General features: G+C 70.1%; 18 protein-coding genes. 9 read left to right on the forward strand and 9 right to left on the reverse strand.

Translation table 11 applies throughout. From position 1 onward, the window contains the following. Positions 1-41 precede the first annotated feature (41 nt). Positions 42-1208, forward strand: a complete 1167-nt coding sequence (locus tag K6T36_RS00085; protein ID WP_390182290.1) for a DHH family phosphoesterase — start codon at positions 42-44, stop codon at positions 1206-1208. 31 nt (positions 1209-1239) lie between these two features. Continuing rightward, the gene (locus tag K6T36_RS00090; RefSeq protein ID WP_222922046.1) at positions 1240-2340 is read left to right on the forward strand and encodes an aldo/keto reductase; all 1101 of its coding nucleotides are present in this window, start codon (positions 1240-1242) and stop codon (positions 2338-2340) included. 126 nt (positions 2341-2466) lie between these two features. Here the strand turns inward: K6T36_RS00090 and K6T36_RS00095 are convergent, their stop codons facing one another. After that, positions 2467-2637 (reverse strand): HVO_0758 family zinc finger protein, encoded by a 171-nt coding sequence (locus K6T36_RS00095; RefSeq protein WP_222607430.1) that lies wholly within the window; start codon positions 2635-2637, stop codon positions 2467-2469. Positions 2638-2765: 128 nt separating this feature from the next. Between K6T36_RS00095 and K6T36_RS00100 the strand changes: the two genes are divergently transcribed. Beyond that, positions 2766-3941, forward strand: a complete 1176-nt coding sequence (locus K6T36_RS00100; RefSeq protein ID WP_222922047.1) for an MFS transporter — start codon at positions 2766-2768, stop codon at positions 3939-3941. Positions 3942-4037: 96 nt separating this feature from the next. After that, on the forward strand, positions 4038-4907 hold the full coding sequence (locus K6T36_RS00105; RefSeq protein ID WP_222922048.1) for a VOC family protein: 870 nt from the start codon (positions 4038-4040) through the stop codon (positions 4905-4907). 133 nt (positions 4908-5040) lie between these two features. Here the strand turns inward: K6T36_RS00105 and K6T36_RS00110 are convergent, their stop codons facing one another. Next, positions 5041-5235, reverse strand: coding sequence for a zinc ribbon domain-containing protein (locus tag K6T36_RS00110; RefSeq protein WP_225935146.1), 195 nt, complete (start codon positions 5233-5235; stop codon positions 5041-5043). Positions 5236-5673: 438 nt separating this feature from the next. Then, a complete protein-coding gene (gene metG / locus K6T36_RS00115; RefSeq protein ID WP_222922049.1) occupies positions 5674-7785 on the reverse strand; it encodes a methionine--tRNA ligase in 2112 nt (703 codons plus the stop codon). A 299-nt stretch (positions 7786-8084) separates the two neighbouring features. On the opposite strand from metG, the gene K6T36_RS00120 reads away from it, so the two are divergent. After that, entirely contained in the window at positions 8085-8555 is a 471-nt protein-coding gene (locus tag K6T36_RS00120; protein ID WP_222922050.1) for a YbaK/EbsC family protein, read from the forward strand. A 109-nt stretch (positions 8556-8664) separates the two neighbouring features. Continuing rightward, positions 8665-8949: a DdfA family disk-determining factor gene (gene ddfA / locus K6T36_RS00125; protein WP_222922051.1), complete on the forward strand. Its 285-nt coding sequence runs from the start codon at positions 8665-8667 to the stop codon at positions 8947-8949. Positions 8950-8979: 30 nt separating this feature from the next. On the opposite strand, the gene K6T36_RS00130 is transcribed toward ddfA, so the two are convergent. From K6T36_RS00130 to K6T36_RS00140, 3 genes are all read right to left on the reverse strand, one after another. Beyond that, positions 8980-9696, reverse strand: a complete 717-nt coding sequence (locus K6T36_RS00130; protein WP_222922052.1) for a helix-turn-helix domain-containing protein — start codon at positions 9694-9696, stop codon at positions 8980-8982. 79 nt (positions 9697-9775) lie between these two features. Continuing rightward, the gene (locus K6T36_RS00135; RefSeq protein ID WP_222922053.1) at positions 9776-10027 is read right to left on the reverse strand and encodes a hypothetical protein; all 252 of its coding nucleotides are present in this window, start codon (positions 10025-10027) and stop codon (positions 9776-9778) included. 53 nt (positions 10028-10080) lie between these two features. Then, positions 10081-10293, reverse strand: a complete 213-nt coding sequence (locus K6T36_RS00140) for a hypothetical protein (protein WP_222922054.1) — start codon at positions 10291-10293, stop codon at positions 10081-10083. 99 nt (positions 10294-10392) lie between these two features. Between K6T36_RS00140 and K6T36_RS00145 the strand changes: the two genes are divergently transcribed. From K6T36_RS00145 to K6T36_RS00155, 3 genes are all read left to right on the forward strand, one after another. Further along, the gene (locus K6T36_RS00145; RefSeq protein WP_222922055.1) at positions 10393-10683 is read left to right on the forward strand and encodes a DUF7964 domain-containing protein; all 291 of its coding nucleotides are present in this window, start codon (positions 10393-10395) and stop codon (positions 10681-10683) included. A 115-nt stretch (positions 10684-10798) separates the two neighbouring features. Then, the gene (locus tag K6T36_RS00150) at positions 10799-11155 is read left to right on the forward strand and encodes a winged helix-turn-helix transcriptional regulator (RefSeq protein ID WP_222922056.1); all 357 of its coding nucleotides are present in this window, start codon (positions 10799-10801) and stop codon (positions 11153-11155) included. Positions 11156-11243: 88 nt separating this feature from the next. Then, positions 11244-12404, forward strand: coding sequence for a DNA-methyltransferase (locus K6T36_RS00155; RefSeq protein WP_222922057.1), 1161 nt, complete (start codon positions 11244-11246; stop codon positions 12402-12404). Between the two features lie 24 nt (positions 12405-12428). On the opposite strand, the gene K6T36_RS00160 is transcribed toward K6T36_RS00155, so the two are convergent. The 3 genes from K6T36_RS00160 to ppsA form a co-directional block, all read right to left on the reverse strand. After that, the gene (locus K6T36_RS00160) at positions 12429-12977 is read right to left on the reverse strand and encodes a YqaA family protein (protein ID WP_222923311.1); all 549 of its coding nucleotides are present in this window, start codon (positions 12975-12977) and stop codon (positions 12429-12431) included. Positions 12978-13202: 225 nt separating this feature from the next. Then, positions 13203-14351 (reverse strand): tyrosine decarboxylase MfnA, encoded by a 1149-nt coding sequence (gene mfnA, locus K6T36_RS00165; RefSeq protein ID WP_222922058.1) that lies wholly within the window; start codon positions 14349-14351, stop codon positions 13203-13205. A gap of 130 nt (positions 14352-14481) precedes the next feature. After that, complete coding sequence (gene ppsA / locus K6T36_RS00170) at positions 14482-16821, reverse strand: phosphoenolpyruvate synthase (protein WP_222922059.1); 2340 nt, start codon at positions 16819-16821, stop codon at positions 14482-14484. Positions 16822-16858: the final 37 nt, after the last annotated feature.

A 16858-nucleotide genomic window follows, 5' to 3' on the forward strand; every position in this document is an offset into this window, starting at 1 on the left:
GCGACTGGTACCTTCATATGTGGGGACCGAATAGCGCCGCTATGGGACAGGTGAGCACGCGGGCCATCCAGACGGGGTGGGACGTGGTGTCCGCCAACCCGCGGCTGGTGGTCGCCGTCGCCGGCGGCGCCCTCGCGCTCGTGGCCGCACTGGCGCTGTACCGGCGGCTCCGACGGACGCCAGGGGAGCGCTTTCGGGCGCTGCTGGCCGGGCGCGAGTCGATCAGCGTGCTCCTCCACCCGAACCCGGACGCCGACGCGATGGCCGCCGGCATCGCCGTCGCCGAACTCGCCGAGAGCGTCGACACCGACGTGGTCGTCCAGTACACGGGACAGGTCCGCCGCCAGGAGAACCGCGCGTTCCGGACCGTCCTCGACGTGGAGTTGGACCGGATCGACCACGTCTCGGATCTCGCCGCCGAGGCCGTCGTCCTCGTCGATCACAACGCCCCGCGGGGGTTCGCGGGCGCCGACGGCGTGCTCCCGTTCGCGGTCGTCGACCACCACCCCGGCGAGGGCGGCGGGGACGCGTACACCGACGTTCGCACCGATTACGGCGCGACCGCGAGCATCCTCGCGGAGTACTTCCGGGACACCGGCGCGACGCCGATCCCGCCGGACGCCCACGAGACGGAGGTGACCGGCGCGACGCTGTCCACCCGGACGGCGACGGGCCTGCTGTACGGTATCATCTCGGACACGAACCGGCTGACGAGGGGGGCCTCCGCCGCCGACTTCGCCGCGGCGGCCTACCTCCAGCCCGGCGTCGACGAGGACAACCTCGAACGGATCGCCGACCCGGCCGTCAGCACGGAGGCACTGGACGTGAAGGCCCGTGCCATCGCCGGTCGCGAGGTCCGCGGTTCCTTCGCCGTCAGCGACGTGGGGCGGGTCTCCAACGTCGACGCCATCCCCCAGGCGGCCGACGAACTCGTGGGGCTGGAGGGGGTGACCGCGGTCGTCGTCCTCGGGGAGCGGGACGGAACGGTCCACCTTTCGGGGCGCTCTCGGGACGACCGCGTCCACATGGGCCGTGCGTTGGAAGCCGCCGTAAGCGACGTGGACGACGCCTCCGCGGGCGGTCACGCCCGAATGGGCGGCGGACAGATCGGTCCGCAGATCACCGCCGACGGGAGCGAGGACGTGCCCGTCCTCGGCCGCGAGGAACTGATCGACCGACTGTTCGACGCGATGGACGGCGAGCGGTAGCCCTTTTCTCGCTCGCCTCGCACTCACCGACATGGCAACCTCCAGCGGCACGTGGGCGTACCGCGACCGCTTCGGCGACCGCTTCGGTCGCACCTTCTTCCGCCGGTTCGGTCCCGGCGTCGTCTCCAGCGTCGGCCTCGGCACGTATCTGGGCGAGCCGACCGACGCGGTCGACGACCGCTACCGCGAGGCGCTGGGTACGGGATTGGAAACCGGTGTCAACCTCGTCGACACCGCGAGCAACTACCGCTGCGGTCGCTCCGAGCGGGTCGTCGGCGACGCGCTCCGGGGGGCGTCGGTCGACCGCGACCGCGTCGTCGTCGCGAGCAAGGCCGGGTTCCTCCCCTTCGACGGCGAACGGCCGGACGACCCGAGCGCGTACGTCCGCGAGCGGTTCGTCGACAACGGCCTCGTCGACCCCGCGGACCTGGCGCGGGGGAGCCACTGCATCGCCCCCGGGTTCCTCGACGAAATGCTGGACCGGTCGCTCGACGCCCTCGGCGTCGACACGATCGACTGTTACTACGTCCACAACCCCGAGACGCAACTGGTCGTCCGGGACCGCGACGCCGTGTACGACCAGCTCGGCGCCGCGTTCGAGACGCTGGAGCGCCGCCGCGCCGCCGGCGACATCGGCGGCTACGGCGTCGCGACGTGGGAGGCGCTTCGGGTCCCCCGCGGTCACGACGCGTTCCTCGATCTCGCCGAGATACTCGCGCGGGCGGAGGCTGCGGCCGACCGTGTGGGAGTCGACGACCACGGTCTTCAGGCGGTACAGCTCCCGTTCAACGTGCGGATGGCCGACGCGTTCACCCGCGAGAGCCACGACGCCGACGTCGAGGGCGGACCGGTGAGCGCGCTGGAGTTCTGCCACCGCGAGGGGCTGTCGGTGTTCGCCAGTGCCAGCCTCGGACAGGTCGATCTGACGAAGGAGGGATCGATCCCCGAATCCGTCGAAGCCCAGTTAGCCGGAGACTCGCCGGCCCATCGGGCGCTGAACTTCGCGCGCTCCGCGCCCGCGGTGACCGCGGCGCTGGTCGGCTGCAGTCGGGTCGAACACGTCCGCGAGAGCGTCGCCGCGGGGACGTTCGACCCGTTGGGTGCGTCCGCGTTCGACTCGGTGTTCCAGTGAACGGGCGAGGAATCACGGGGTGGTGACGAAATCGGAACCGCGGACGGGCTCGTGAACCACGGGAGGGCGAAGAACGGATTCGCGGAGGGGCGGGTCGGTCGTCGCGTTCGGGGAGGCCGGCCGCGATCAGCGCAGCTCCTTCCACTCGCGGTCGCAGTCCGGACAGGTTCGAACGGAGTACACTTCCTCCGGCGGGTTCTCCTTCGCGAGCGACGTGCCGCACTCGGCACACAGCAGCCGCTCGTAGTTGTCCTTCTCCAGCTCACCCTCGCGGAGCCCCTTCCGTGTAGATTTCACGTGGGTGCGTTGACGCGGGGGCGTGAAAAACACGGCGTTGCACACGACTCCCGCTCGACGCGTGCGAGTCACACGCACGACGACGGCGAGTCGGAAGGCTTGAGCCCCGAGGCTCGAAGGGTTGGACCGTGTCACGGGGACGGCTGTTCGGAACGCTCTGCGGGGCGGTGTTCCTCGTCAACATGGCGAGGGTCGTGTTCGCGCCGCTGCTGTCGGAGTTCATCGACACCTTCGGGATCGGCGAGGCGACCGCGGGGCTGCTCGTCACGCTCGTGTGGGTCGGCAGCGCCGCCCCCCGGCTCCCGGTCGGCTGGGTGTTGACCCGCGTCCCCCGTCACTACGTCGTCCTCGCGGCCGGCGTCGTGCTCACGTTGGCGTCGACGTTCGCGACGCTGGCCCCCGGCATCGACGTGTTGATGATCGCCGCCGTCGGCATGGGGCTCGCCTCTGGCGTCTACTTCATCGCGGGTAACACGCTCGTCTCCGAGCTGTTTCCCCAGACCGTGGGGCGGGTGATGGGCATCCACGGCACCGCGAGCCAGCTTGCGGCCGTCTCGGCCGCGCCGTTCGTCACCGTCGCGCTCGGCCTCGGGATCGAGGCGGTCGCGGGGTGGCGGGCGGTATTCGCGGTGCTGGCGGTCGCCGCCGCGCTCCTCACGGCGCTGGTGTTTCTCACCGCCCGCGGCGCCGACCTTCCCGAGGCCGGCGCCGAGGACCGCGACCTCCTGGGCGCCGCCCGAACCGAGTGGCGGACCATCCTCACGGGGGTGCTCATCCTCGGCGTCGCGGGCTTCGTCTGGCAGGGCGTGTTCAACTTCTACGAGCTGTACATGCTGGACAAGGGGCTCTCGCCGTACGTCGCCCGCAACGCGCTCACCGTCGTCTTCGGCGCCGGCGTCCCCGCGTTCCTGATCTCCGACCGGCTCGCCGACCGCCTGCCGCACGTCCCGTACCTGTTGGGCGTGCTCGCGGCGTTCATCGCCTGTCTGTTCGCGCTGGTGTCCGTGTCCGGGCTCGTTCCCCTGCTCGTCGTCTCGGCGGTCACCGGCTACGTCATCCACTCGCTGTTTCCGGCGATGGACACCTACCTGCTCGACACGCTGCCGGACACGACCCGCGGCTCCGCGTACGCCGTCTACTCGGCGTCGATGATGATCGTCCAGGCGGCCGGCTCCTCGGTCGTGGGCACCCTTCGCGGCGCCGGCTTCGCGTACGACGCGGTGTTCGGGGCCGCCGCCGCGGGTCTCGTAGTCCTGCTCCTCGGGATGATGGTCGCACAGCGAGCGTCGTGGCTGCCGGAGTAGGGCTCCGACAGCGTTCCGTCCCCGGAACCGTCCCGGACGGGGGATCGATCCGCCGGCGACGCCACGACTATCACCGTGGTTCGCCCTCGATCCCGTATGTCACCGACCACTGACGCGACTGACCGCATCGACCCCGCCGCGCGGATCGGCCTCGTGACGCTCGCCGTCTCCGATCTCGATGCGGTGATCCCGTTCTACCGCGATGTCGTCGGTCTGCGGGTTCGCGAGCGGGACGACGGCCGCGCGGTCCTCGGCACCGACGCTGACGACCTCCTGGTCCTCGACGCGGCCCCCGAGGCCGGCCCGCGTCCGCCCGACGCCGCGGGACTGTTCCACACCGCGTTCCTGTTCCCGTCGCGTGGAGCCCTCGGCGACGCGCTCTCTCGCGCCCGCGACGCGGGCGAACGACTCACCGGCGCCTCGGACCACCGCGTCAGCGAGGCGCTGTATCTGCGCGACCCCGAGGGGAACGGCGTCGAGCTGTACCGCGACCGCCCGCGCGAGGAGTGGCCCGAGGCGGACGGCGAGGTGCAGATGGACACGTTACCCCTCGACGTGGACTCGCTGCTGGCAGACCGCGCGGGCGACGCCGACGACGCCGGCGAGGCGGCGCCGGCCGACACCGCCGTCGGCCACGTTCACCTCGAAGTGACCGACCTCGACGCAGCCGAGGCGTTCTACGTCGACGCCGCGGGGTTCGACGTGCGCCAGCGCTGGGAGTCGGACGCCCTGTTCGTCGCCGCCGGCGGCTACCACCACCACGTCGGCCTCAACACCTGGAACCGCCGCACTGCGCCCGCGTCGGGTACCGGGCTCGTCGAATTCGAAGTGGCGGTTCCCGACGGCGACGGGTTGGAGGCGATCCGCGGCCGACTCGTCGACGCCGGCGTCGAGGTGCACGACGGCAGCGACGGGTTCCTCGCGGTCGCCCCCGACGACGTTCGCGTTCGCTTCACGGTCGCGTAGCTCGCTGGTCGCTGGGTTCCGCGGTTCCTGGCCGGACCGACGGCACACTGTCTCGGACGTGGTCGCGCGGGTGTCGAGGCTCGAATCGAGAACCGTCCGGAATGCCCCGTCGCGAACCGGACGGAGGACGTAACTACTCCTCGTTCCCTTTCGACCCGGCCATCTGCTCCCCGCACTCCGGGCACTGCTCGTGCTCACTGTCGAACTGCGCCCCACAGGCAGGACACCGGGCTGTCTCGTCCCTCTCGGCCGCGTTCTTCGCGGTTTGCTTGAACTCCTCGACCTGTCGTCCGAGCTCGGTGAACAATCCCACGTGTTGTGCTACCATAACGACCACGAACCAAAAGCGTTCGCCGGATCGTCCCGTAACGATGCACGGCGATCGGCCGAGATCTGAACGAGTAACACGACGAGTACTGTTGGCACCAAGTGGAAATCGAACGAACTCCCTGAACGGGACCAATAGCCCCCGACTGAGCAAGAGTGGGTGGAACACGGGATCTCTCGTTCAGGAGAACGTGCGTCGATGGACGCCGTCAACGGGGATCGCATCGGCTCCTGTCACCTCTACATTTGGTTCGCATATCGAACTGAAGCCGGCACGAATCGGTGATGGTGCCGATTCTGTATCGCGCTATTCGATTTAACAGCTACGGATGCGCGTTCTCTGAGGAGTTCCGGTGAACACGCGGATCGCCCGCAGGAAGCGGTGCAGCGGCTCACAAGCGTCGAAGAGAAGGACAACGGTGCCGTCGAGACGACCGGTTTACCGGATCTTCGTCCCGAGCGACGAGTCGCCGTGGGTCGTCAGCAGGTCCGCGTCCTCGCCGGCCGCGAGCACCATGCCGTTCGACTCGACGCCGAACAGCTCCGCCTTCTCCAGGTTCGCGACGATCACGACGCGAGTGCCCGGGAGCGACTCGACGTCGTGAAGCTGTTTCAGGCCGGCGACGATCTGCCGCTCCTCGACGCCGATGTCGACGGTGAGCCGAACCAGCTCGTCGGCGCCCTCGATCCCCTCGGCGTCGACGATCTCGCCGACCCGGAGGTCGAGATCCTGGAACTCGTCGAAGCTGATGCGGTCGTCTGCGACGGGTTCGATGTCGCTCATGGCCGTGTCGGCGTCACCCTCGCCCTCGTCGTTTTCGGTTTCGTCCGCGTCGGCGTCGCTCCCGTCAGCGCCGGCCGTCGACTCGGCGACGCGCGATTCGAGCTTCTCGTTGAGCTCCTCGACGCGCTCGTCCTCGATCTTCTCGTAGAGCTCCGCGGGCGCGTCGAAGTCGCGCGGGGGTGCCTCCAACGCGGCGTCCGTGGTCACGTCGTGGACGGAGCCGTCCTCGTTCAGCTGGTCCCACAGCTCCTCGCTGGTGCCGGGGGCGATCGGCTCGAAGAGGACGGCGACGGCCTTCGCGATCTGGACGCAGTCGCGGATGACCCGCGCGGCCGCCTCGTCGTCCTCGCCGAGGAGGTTCCACGGCTCCTCGCGCTGGATGTACTCGTTGCCGAAGCGGGCCAGCTCGACGGTCGCGGTCCCGACCTGCCGGACGGAGTAGTCGTTGACGCCGGCCTCGAGGTCCGCGATCGCCTCCTCGATTCTGGCCTCGACCTCCGGACTGACCTCGGCCTCGGGAGTGCCCTCGAAGTTGCGGTGGGCGAACAGCAGCGAGCGGTACAGGAAGTTCCCGACCGTGCCGACGAGCTCGTTGTTGACGCGGTCGCGGAACTTCTCCCAGGAGAAGTCCACGTCCTGCTGGAAGCCGCCGTTGGTGGCGAGGTAGTAGCGCAGCAGGTCCGGGTGGAAGCCCTCGTCGAGGTACTCCCTGGCCCACACCGCCCGGTCGCGGGAGGTGGAGAAGCCCTGCCCGTCGAGGGTCATGAAGCCGCTCGCCATCACGGCGCGCGGCTCCGCGAAGTCGGCGACGTGCAGCATCGCGGGCCAGAAGATCGTGTGGTGTTGGATGATGTCGCGGCCGATCACGTGAACGATCTCGCCGTCGTCGCGCCAGGCCTCCTCCCAGTCGTACTCGTCGGCGCCGACGCGCTCGGTGTACTGCTTCGTGGAGGCGATGTACTCGATCGGGGCGTCGACCCAGACGTAGAGGACGAGGTCGTCCTCTCCCGGGTAGTCGAACCCCCAGTCGAGGTCGCGCGTGATACACCAGTCCTGGAGCCCGTCCTCGAGCCACTGGCGCGGCTGGTTCCGGGCGTTCGAGGTGCCCTCCAGGCGGTCGAGGAAGCCGTCGAGGTACTCCGAGAGCTCGGAGACGCGGAAGAACTTGTGGGCGCGGTCGCGGTACTCCGCGGGGTTGCCCGAGATGGTGGAGACGGGGTCCTCGATCTCCCCGGGTTCGAGGTGGCGGCCGCAGCCCTCGTCACACTCGTCGCCCCGGGCGTGGGCGCCGCAGTACGGGCACGTCCCCTCGACGTAGCGGTCGGGGAGGGGCTGTTCGTCGACGGGGTCCCACGCGACCTTGATCTCCTTCTCGTAGACGTACCCCTCCGACTCCAGCCGTTCGACGATCTCGTAGGTGAGCTCGCGGTTCGTCTCGTCGTGGGTGTGGCCGTAGTTGTCGAAGTCCACGTCGAACTTCGGGAACGTCTCGCCGTACTGTTCGTGCCACTCCAGGGCGAACGCCTCGGGGTCGACGTCCTCCTGGATCGCTTGGACGGCGATCGGGGTGCCGTGCATGTCCGACCCGCAGACGAACGCGGTCTCCTGGCCGAGCGATTCCAGCGCCCGCGAGTACACGTCGCCGCCGACGTACGTCCGGAGGTGGCCGATGTGGAGGTCGCCGTTGGCGTACGGCAACCCGCACGTCACCACCGCCGGCGCGTCCGTGGGGAACGGCTCGCGCGTGTGTGTGTCCTTGCTGCTCATGGATGTCGTGTCGTGGATGCGGGCCTAAAGCCCGCCGAAACGGGCGAACGATCCCCGCCCGTGGGCGTCGTCGGTCCCCCGAGGCGCGCCGGGGTTCACGTCGCCGCCGCCGCGACCCGGCTACGGGACGCGACGGACGCGAACGCTCCACCCGGCGCTGGAGAACTCGCGCATGCGCATCGTGGCGGCCGGGGGAGTCATCGTCGAACGAAGGGGACCGACCGTATTTCCCTCTGACGGTCGTGTAGCGTGGTGTCAACTCCCGTAGCTACTTGAGGATCGATCGGCTCCACCGTGGTATGCACGCCAGCGCGGCACGGTTCGCCCAGCGCGTCAGCGAGGAGTACGGCTTCGACCCGGAGATCGAGGAGTTCCCCGAGGGGACGAAAACCGCGGCCGACGCCGCCGACGCCGTCGGCTGCTCGGTCGACCAGATCGTCAAGAGCATCGTCCTCGTCGCCGACGGCGAGGTGATCGTCGTCCTCACCGCCGGGGACAACCGCGTCGACACCGACGCGCTCGCGGCCGAGATCGACGCCGAGTCCGTCCGGACCGGAAACCCCGAGGAGGTGAAGGCGGCCACCGGCTGGAGCATCGGTGGGGTCCCCCCGTTCGGACACGAGTCGCCTGTGGCGACCTATCTCGACGAGTCGCTGCTCGACCACGACCGGATCTGGGCGGCCGCGGGAACCCCGGACGCGGTGTTCGAGCTTTCTCCGGAGGAGTTACGGGCGATCGCGGACCCGGCGACCACGAGCGCGTTCGAGTAGCATAAATCACATCCTGCGATATAGAAATCGGCGCTGACCGACACCCTCGAAGTGTAGGGAATCGACCTATGTGAGAAGGGGCTGTAGGCGAGACGGGAGTCCACAGCAAATGAACGACAAGCAGCTCAGGGGGGCGGACGGCGACGGCGACGGCCGACGACAGCTCTCGCATGTCGTGATCGAGTCCGTCGCCGAGGCGACCGACACCGACCCGTTCCGACTGCCACCACTTCACGACACGGTCGATACCGATGCCCTGAACCGCCTGTTCGCAACGAACGGGCACGGCGGGCTATCGACGGAGGGTCACGTCACGTTTCGGTATCACGGACGCGTCGTCACGGTCCACGCGGGCGGGCAGGTGACCGTCGAGCCGGCAGACGACGGCAGCTAGCCAGCCCGCGCCCGTCCCGTCGCTTCTCGTTCAGCGTTCCTCGAACAGCGTCGCGATGAGCGCTCGCTCCGCGGCGTGGATGTGCTCCGAGAACGTCGCCGACGAGATGTCCAGCTCCGCCGCGACCTCCGTACCGGTGCACTCGCGTGGCCAGTCGTAGTAGCCGGCCTCGAAGGCGGTCTGCAGGACCTCGCGCTGCCGATCGGTGAGCCGCGCTTCCAGCCGACGGTGCAGCGTTGCCTCCGAGAGCAGCGGGGTCATCGACGGCTTCGTGCGCTTCGACGCCAGCGTCGCCTCGGGCGTCTCCGCGAGGAACGTCTCGACGATCGCCGCTGCGTCGGCGTCGGCCGGGATCTCGGCGACGATGCTGCCCCGGCCGCCAGCCCCCCGCACCCGTCGCGGGAGCGCGCCGAGTTCGGCCAGCCGACGAGCCGGACAGTCGTCGGACACCAGGAACTCGAACAGGCCGCCGTCGCGGTACGTCTCGACCAGCGTGACGTCCGTGCCCTCGTGTTCGGTCGCGAGCGCCTCGATCCGATCGGGATCGGCGCCGGTCACGTTGAAGAACTCGGCGTACCGGCCGTCGGAGCGCGGCACTAGCTCGGCGAGCTCGAACGTACAGTCGGCGACCGCGGACGCCCGAACGAACGGATACGCCGACGGCTCGAACCGGAACTCGACTTCGAGCACGCCGCCGTTACCGGTGCCGTTGGGGCTACGGTTGGAGGTGTCGGTCGCCCTTGCCATGTGTGATCCTCGGTTCTCCCGCGACTCGATGAATCTTTCGGGCTGACAACACGATCACGGGCGAGCCGCACGTTCGCGCTCAGCCGATGGTGAGCGTCTCCGTGATCGTGCGCGCGTCGTTGAGCGTCACCGCGACCTCGTACTCGCCGGATTCCTCGGGGTTGTCGACCGCGGGATAGCGCACGACGACCGTGTCGCCGGCTTCGAGGGTGTAGTCGGTGTCGAGCGAGAGCGTGAACGAGTAGTCGTTGTTGTTCACGCCGCTGATCGCGGTCTCGTTGAACTCCCGGTCCACCTCGCCGTCGTCGTTCGTGTCGACCCCGAACGTCACGTTCCCGTGGCGGGCGCTGTCGACCGCGACGTGCTCGCGCGGGTACTCGACGGTCAGCGACTCCCACTCGCTGCCGCGTCGGACTCGTTCGCGGTGAACCGGATCGCGTGTTCGACATCGACCGCGCCGGTCGCGGTGTCAGCGGCGACGACGCCGTCCCCGTCGGTCGTGGACACGTCGCCGGATGATCCACCACCGGGGGCCGCCGAACAGCCGGCCAACGATACCAGCACCGCGAGCGTCACGACCGCGAATACTCGTCGCACGGTCCGGCGCCTCGGAGGGTGCGACGTGAAAGCCTTGTGGGGTCCGCCGACCCCGGACGAGTCGAACGGTTGAACCCGCCTCCGGTCGTTGCTTCGGGCGTGACAGTCCTCGATTCGCTTCCGCCCCGACCGCTCCGTTCGTCGGAACTCCAGTCGCTCCGAGACGCCGACAGTGTCACCGAGGCCGCCCCGCTCGGCGTCGATGACGACGACATCCGCGCGCTCGCCGTCCAGGCGGGCGAGACGATCCACGGACTGGGGTACGATCCTGACACCGGTTGGACCGTGGTCGACAGGCGGGAGGCCGGCGATCCGGAGGACCTCGCGGCGGTGCGCGACTCGCTGAAGAGCTGGGAGGCGAGACGCGCGGCCGTCGACGACGAGGAGTGAGACGACCCCGGGGTGGCGGTCCCGGTTCGACCCGCTGACATCGTGACACGTGATTGTCGTTCGTTACCCGGTTCGGATCCGAACTGCTATACCCCTCGGACGTGTACGAGCGTCCATGGCAGTCGAAGAGCCGCAGGCGGCGGAGTCCGTGAAGTCGCTCGACGCCGGGCCCTGTCCCGTCGTCGACGCGCTCGAACAGGTCGGGTCGAAGTGGCGGCTCGTGGTGCTGCACGACCTCCTGGACGGCGAGAAGCGGTTCAACGAGCTGAAGCGCTCGACGGACGCGAGCGCGCGGACGCTCTCGCGCGTGCTCGACGACCTCAGGGAGATGGACTTCGTCGAGAAGCGCATGGAGCCGGACGCCCCCGTCGCGACGTACTACTCGCTGACCGCGAAGGGCGAGTCGCTGTCGGTCGTGTTCAGCGAGGTGGAGTCGTGGGCGGGCGAGTGGCTCGACACCTGCGCCGAGTAGGCCGTTCGTCGATTCCGCGGCCCGGTATCGCCCGCCGGAATCGCCGGGGTTTATTCGCCCGCCCCACGCGGGCCGATCCGATGACGCGATGAGCGGCGACGACGACCCGCACGCCACCGAGGGCGACGGCGGCGAGGCCGACGGCGTCCCCGGCGTCGGCCCGTCGTTCGAGACCGACCACGTCGTCGGCGTCGGCGACGCCCGCGCGCTCGCGCTCCCCGACGAGTCGGTCGACCTCGTCGTCACCTCGCCGCCGTACCCGATGGTCGAGCAGTGGGACGAGATATTCGCGCGGCTCGACCCCGCGATCGGCGAGTCGCTCGCGGCGGCGGAGTCGGGGGGGACCGACGCGGGGGCGGCCGCCGAGCGCGCGTTCGACGCGATGCACGGGGCGCTCGCGCCGGCGTGGGAGGAGCTCGCGCGGGTGCTCGCGCCCGGCGGCGTCGCCTGCGTCAACGTCGGCGACGCGACCCGCTCGGTCGGCGGCCGGTTCCGCCTGTGGGACAACGCGACCCGGGTCGCCGACGCGCTCTCGGCGGCCGGGCTCGACCGGCTCCCGGGCGTGCTGTGGCGCAAGCCGACGAACGCGCCGACGAAGTTCATGGGCAGTGGCACGCTCCCGCCGAACGCCTACGTCACGCTCGAACACGAGCACGTGCTCGTGTTCCGGAAGGGATCGTGCCGTTCGTTCGACGCCGGCGACCCCGCGCGCTACGCGTCGGCGTTCTTCTGGGAGGAGCGCAACCGCTGGTTCTCGGACACCTGGGACGACCTCCGTGGCGCCGACCAGGAACTCGGGGGCGACGCCTCCGCGGTTGCCCGCGACCGCTCGGGGGCGTTCCCCGTCGAGCTTCCCTACCGGCTGATCTGCATGTACTCGACGTACGGCGACCGCGTGCTCGATCCCTTCTGGGGGACGGGAACCACGACGCTGGCGGCGATGGCCGCCGGCCGCGACTCCGTCGGCGTCGAGCGCGACACCGGACTGGTCGCGTCGTTCGACGCCGACGCGCGACGCGCGCCCGCGTTCTCGCGGGATCGGGGGCGCCGCAGGCTCCGCGAGCACCGCGCGTTCGTCGCCGACCGCGACGAGCGGCCGAGCTACGACGCGACCCACTACGGGTTCCCGGTGGTGACGAAGGCCGAACGCGACATCCGCCTGTACGCGGCGACCGACGTGGAGTCGACGGCCGGCGGCTACCGCGTCGAACACGAACCGATCGAGGCGACCGATCCGGCCGCGGAGTGAGTCTCCGGCGAGGCGAGTCGCCTATCAGAACAGGCCGAGGGTGAGCGACCCCGCGCCGAACAGCCCGAGCGTCACGACCAGCCGGCCGACGCTGCCGACGAACGTCGCGAGCGCGAAGCGCCAGTAGTCGCGCTCGAGGACGGCGAACGCGTAGATGGAGATCGTGTCCGGGAAGAAGGGCACGGAGAGCGCGATCGCGAGCCCCGCGTAGCCGTAGCGACGCGCCAACTCGGCGGTGGTGCTCTCGGACCACTCGATCACGTCGAACCGGGAGCGCCGGAGCCACCTGATGATCGGCCCGGACTGCTTGGCCTCCTGTCCGATGTGGAACGCGAACACCGAGCCGGCGGCCTTCCCCAGCCCGGAGACGAGCATGATGATCGAGAGCTTCGCCCACTGCGGGAGCCCGAGATCCAGCGGCGCGAGGAGGACGACCTCGCTTACGCCCGGGAGCGCGAACGCGATGAGAAACGAGTACACGAAGATGATCCCCAGCCCGGTCCAGCCGGTCGCGGTCTCAACGAGCCGCGTGAGCCAGCCGAAGTCGGGCCACCAGGACGGCTCGCTCGCCAGCGGAACCGCGGCGTCGAGCGGGGCGAGTCCGACGGACGCGGCCGTGGCGAGGGCGTCGGCCGTCGCCGGGGTCGACAGCGCGGCCGAGACGGGGACCGGAAGCACGTTCGAAACGGGGCGGTACCACAGAATAAGTCCGGTGGTTCCCGGCGAGGATTGGTGTCGGCGCGCCGTCCGTTCGGCGCCGGTCCGTCCGGCAGGCGGAGAGTCGTCCGCCCGCTCGCGCTATCGCGGGGCGTCGAGGTCGTCGAGAAACGCCGAGAGCGACCCGCGGGTGACGTGGGGCATCACGACGACGCGGGCCTCGCCGGCGCCGGTGCGCGAGAGACGCCAGCCGCGCTCGCGGACCGCCTCGAACGTCGCCCGAGAGAGATCGAACGCGACGAGCGGGAGCTCCGGGTCGACGACATCGAGCCCCCGGCTGCGCAGCTCCTCAGCGAACCACGCGGCGAGCTCGCTCGCGCGTTCGTACTCGGCGCGGTAGTCGTCGGGCCACAGCTCGTCCATCGCGGCGGCCGCGCTCGCGACGCCCGCGCCCGAGCGGGTGCCCGTGAGGCTGGCCTGCGAGGCCGTCTCCAGGTACGGCGTGTCGACCGCGAGGGCGTCGAGCGCCACGGGGTCGCGCGCGAGCAGCCCCCCGGCGGGCACCGCCGCGCGCCCGACTTTGTGGGGGTCGATCGTCACCGTCTCGACGCCGTCGACGCCGAACCCCCAGTCGTGCCCCGAGAAGGGGAGGTGGAACCCACCCCAGGCGGCGTCGACGTGCAACGGGACGCCGGCGTCGACGGCGAGATCCGCCATCGCGGGGATCGGGTCGACCCGCCCGTACTCGGTCGAGCCCGCGACGGCGACGACGAGCGCCGCGTCCTCGTCGACCGCGGCGGCGACGGCGTCAACGTCGGCGCGGCCGTCGGCGTCGGTCGGAACCGTCCGGAGTTCCACGTCGAGCACCGACGCGGCCTTGTGGAAACTGAAGTGTGCGGACTCGGGCGCGACGACGACCGGGTCGGCCGTCTCGGCGCGCTCGCGGGCCGAGCGCACCGCCTGGATGTTGGACTCGCTGCCGCCGCTGGTGACGTAGCCGTGGGCGGCGATGTCGCCGTGGGACTCGGTGTTCTCGCTGACCCCGGTATTCCCGCGGGCCTCGGTATCGCCGTCGACGCCGACAGCGTCGGCGAGCCCGGTGACCTCCGCGAGCGAGGCCACTGCCTCGCGCTCCAGTTCGGCGATCGTCTCGTATGTCGCCGGGTCGCCGGGGTTCGCGGCGAGGAAGCGTTCGGCCGCCCGTCGGGCCGCCGGATGCGGCTTCGTACACATCGAGGAGAGCACGCGGTCGAACGACTGCGGGCGGCGCTCGGCGACGGACGGCTGCATTGCCACGAAGACGGAGGGAGCGGGAGTTAGGGGTTGCGCTTTCGGGCGTCCGGTGGACGCGGCGACCGGCGCCCGGAACAGAACCGACGCCCGAAACACGACCGGCGCCCGGTACGCGACCGCCCGTCGATCAGCGCACGTCGTCGAGGATCAGCTTCTGCTCGGTGCGCTTGACCTCGTGTTGCACGTCGCGGACGGCGTCGATGTTCGCGGAGATGCTCGTGACGCCCCGCTCGACGAGGAAGTCGACCATGTCGGGCTTCGAGCCCGCCTGCCCGCAGATGCTCGTGTCGACATCGAGCTCGCGACACGTCTCGATCACGTCGCCGATGAGCGAGAGCACCGCCGGGTGCAGCTCGTCGAAGCGGTCGGCGACGTTGCCGTTGTTGCGGTCGACCGCGAGCGTGTACTGCGTCAGGTCGTTCGTCCCGAAGGAGGCGAAGTCGATGCCGCAGTCGGCCAGCTCCTCGATCGCGAGCGCGCTGGCGGGCGTCTCGATCATCACGCCCCACCGACGCTTCTCGGTGTCGATGCCGACGGCCTCCATGTGCTGCTTGGCCGCCTCCACGTCCGCCGCGTCGTTGACGAGGGGAAGCATCAGCTCGACGTTGTCGTAGCCCATCTCGTACAGCCTGGCGAACGCGCGCAGCTCCTGGCGGAACACGTCCGTCTTGTCGAGCGATCGACGGATGCCCCGCCATCCCATCATCGGGTTGTGCTCGTCGGGCTCGCTCTCGCCGCCCTCCAGCTCGCGGAACTCGTCGGTCGGCGCGTCGAGCGTCCGCGCGCGGACGGGCCGGGGGTAGAACTCCTCGGCGACCTCGCGGATGCCCTCGACCAGTTCCTCGACGTACGCGTCGGCGCCGTTGTCGGCGATGTACTTCTCGGGCGTGACGCCCAGCGACAGCACCATGTGCTCGATTCGCAGGAGGCCGACGCCGTCGGCGCCCGTCGCGGCGGCGCGCTCGGCGGCCTCCGGGATGGAGACGTTCACCTTGACCTCCGTCGCGGTCATCGGCTTGACGGGGGTCTCCGGACGCACGGCCTCCACGGGCTCGTGCTCCTCCTCGCCGCGCTCTTCGGCACTGCCAAGCCGGATCGTCCCCTTGTCGCCGTCGATGGTGACGACCTGGCCGTCCGAGAGGGCGGTCGTCGCCGAGCCCGTGCCGACGACCGCGGGGACGCCGAGTTCCCGCGAGACGATGGCGGCGTGGCTGGTCATGCCGCCCTCGTCGGTGACGATGCCGACCGCGCGCTTCATCGCGGGCACCATGTCGGGCATGGTCATCTCCGTGACGATGAGGTCGCCCTCGCCGACCTGATCGAGGTGGTCGAGCTTCGTGACGATCCGGACCTCCCCGGAGACGATCCCGGGCGAGGCGCCGAGCCCGCGCAGGATCACCTCGTCGTCGCCCGTCCCCGTCGCGTTCGCGTTCGAGCCCGCCCCGTCGGCGTCGACGCCGCCGTTCGTCGCGGCCGCCCGCTCCGTGCTCGACGGGGTGGTCCCGGCGTCGCCGGTCGAGTCGGCGATCGTCGTGATCGGGCGCGACTGGAGCATGTACACCTCGCCCTCGTAGATCGCCCACTCCACGTCCTGGGGGGTGCCGTAGTGGTCCTCGACCTGCCGGCCGAGTTCGACGAGCCGCTCGATCTCGTCGTCGGTGAGGACGCGCGCCTCGCGTTTCTCCTCGGGCACCTCGCGCTCGACGGTTTCGCCGGTCTCGGCGTCCTTCTCCATCAGGAGCTTCTTGTCGGCGACGGTGACCTCGTCGACGGCAGCCGTCTCGCGGTCGACGACGTAGTTGTCTGGGGAGACGGAGCCTGAGACGACGGCCTCGCCGAGCCCCCACGCGGCCTCGATGATGATCTCCGGTTCGCCGGTCGAGGGGTGGGAGGTGAACATGACGCCGGACTTCTCGGCGTCGACCATCCGCTGGACGACGACCGCGATGTCGACCTCGCTGTGCGGGAACCCCTGTCGCTGCCGGTAGTAGATGGCGCGCTGGGAGAACAGCGACGCCCAGCACTCCTTCACGCGCTCTAAGAGCGCCTCCTCGCGGACGTTGAGGAACGTCTCCTGCTGGCCCGCGAAGGAGGCGTCGGGCAGGTCCTCGGCGGTCGCCGACGAGCGGACCGCGACGAACGCCTCATCGCCGTCGCCCATCGTCCGGTAGGCCTCGAGGATCTCCTCGCGCACGGACTCGGGGAGTTCCGTCCCGAGAATGAGGTCCCTGGCGGTCTCCTCGGCAGCGCGCAGGGCGGCGGAGTCCTCGGGGTCGATGTCCATCGCGGCGAACAGCTCCTCGTCGATGCCCGCCTCCTCGATGAACGTGCGGTAGGTGCCCGCGGTCACCACGAACCCCGGCGGGACCGGCAGGCCGGCGCCGGTCAGCTCCCCCAACGAGGCCCCTTTCCCGCCGACGGTGTCCAGGTCGTCGGCGGTGACGTCGTCCAGCCAAAGTACAGCCATTTCGTGTTCGGAGGGACCGAGGACTGAACCAAGAAGG

Origin of the sequence: Halobaculum roseum (assembly GCF_019880245.1) — an archaeon.
GTDB classification, from domain to species: domain Archaea; phylum Halobacteriota; class Halobacteria; order Halobacteriales; family Haloferacaceae; genus Halobaculum; species Halobaculum roseum.